This is a genomic window from Alkalibacterium sp. m-11, assembly GCF_054658155.1.
In genome coordinates, this window is the sequence record NZ_BAAGIR010000355.1 from 1 (window position 1) to 513 (window position 513).

Sequence of the window (513 nt, forward strand, 5' to 3'; positions counted from 1 at the left end):
ATGAAATTAGTCCACAGATTTAAGCTGTGGACTGCTCAAAAGCCCGAGGATACCATGTTTTCCACATGTGTATACCTCGGGCTTTTGTCACCGTTCAGGAAATCATAAAATTTTGGGTAAATTCAAACCAAATGGGGATTGAATTGTAGTTGCTTTTCTTGTAAAGTTGACATTGAGCACACCTCTTGTTTTTGTTGTTTTCGTCGACTTTACAATAACATAGAGCGTGCTCTTTTTGTATGTTTTTTTCTTCACCCAACGGGTGAAGAAGGAATAGAGTGATAAACCTTATCAAAGCGGGATAAATGCCTGTTCTGACAAGGTACTATGAATTATTCAGGATAAAGTATCGAAGAAAAGTCATCACGCCCCCTGTTTCGGATTATGCCAAAGATATGTTTCTAAGAATGAGTACAAACTACAACATCACTCTCATCGAATGGAATGAAGATAGAGACCACATTCATATCCTGTTCAAAGCTCACCCTAACACAGAATTGTCCAAATTCATCA

1 protein-coding gene is annotated in these 513 nt (G+C 38.0%); it reads left to right on the forward strand.

Annotation, left to right across the window (positions count from 1 at the left end):
* Positions 1–305 precede the first annotated feature (305 nt).
* A partial coding sequence (locus ACYQ2O_RS12790; RefSeq protein ID WP_459796784.1) for an IS200/IS605 family transposase occupies positions 306–513 on the forward strand: 208 nt, incomplete at its 3' end.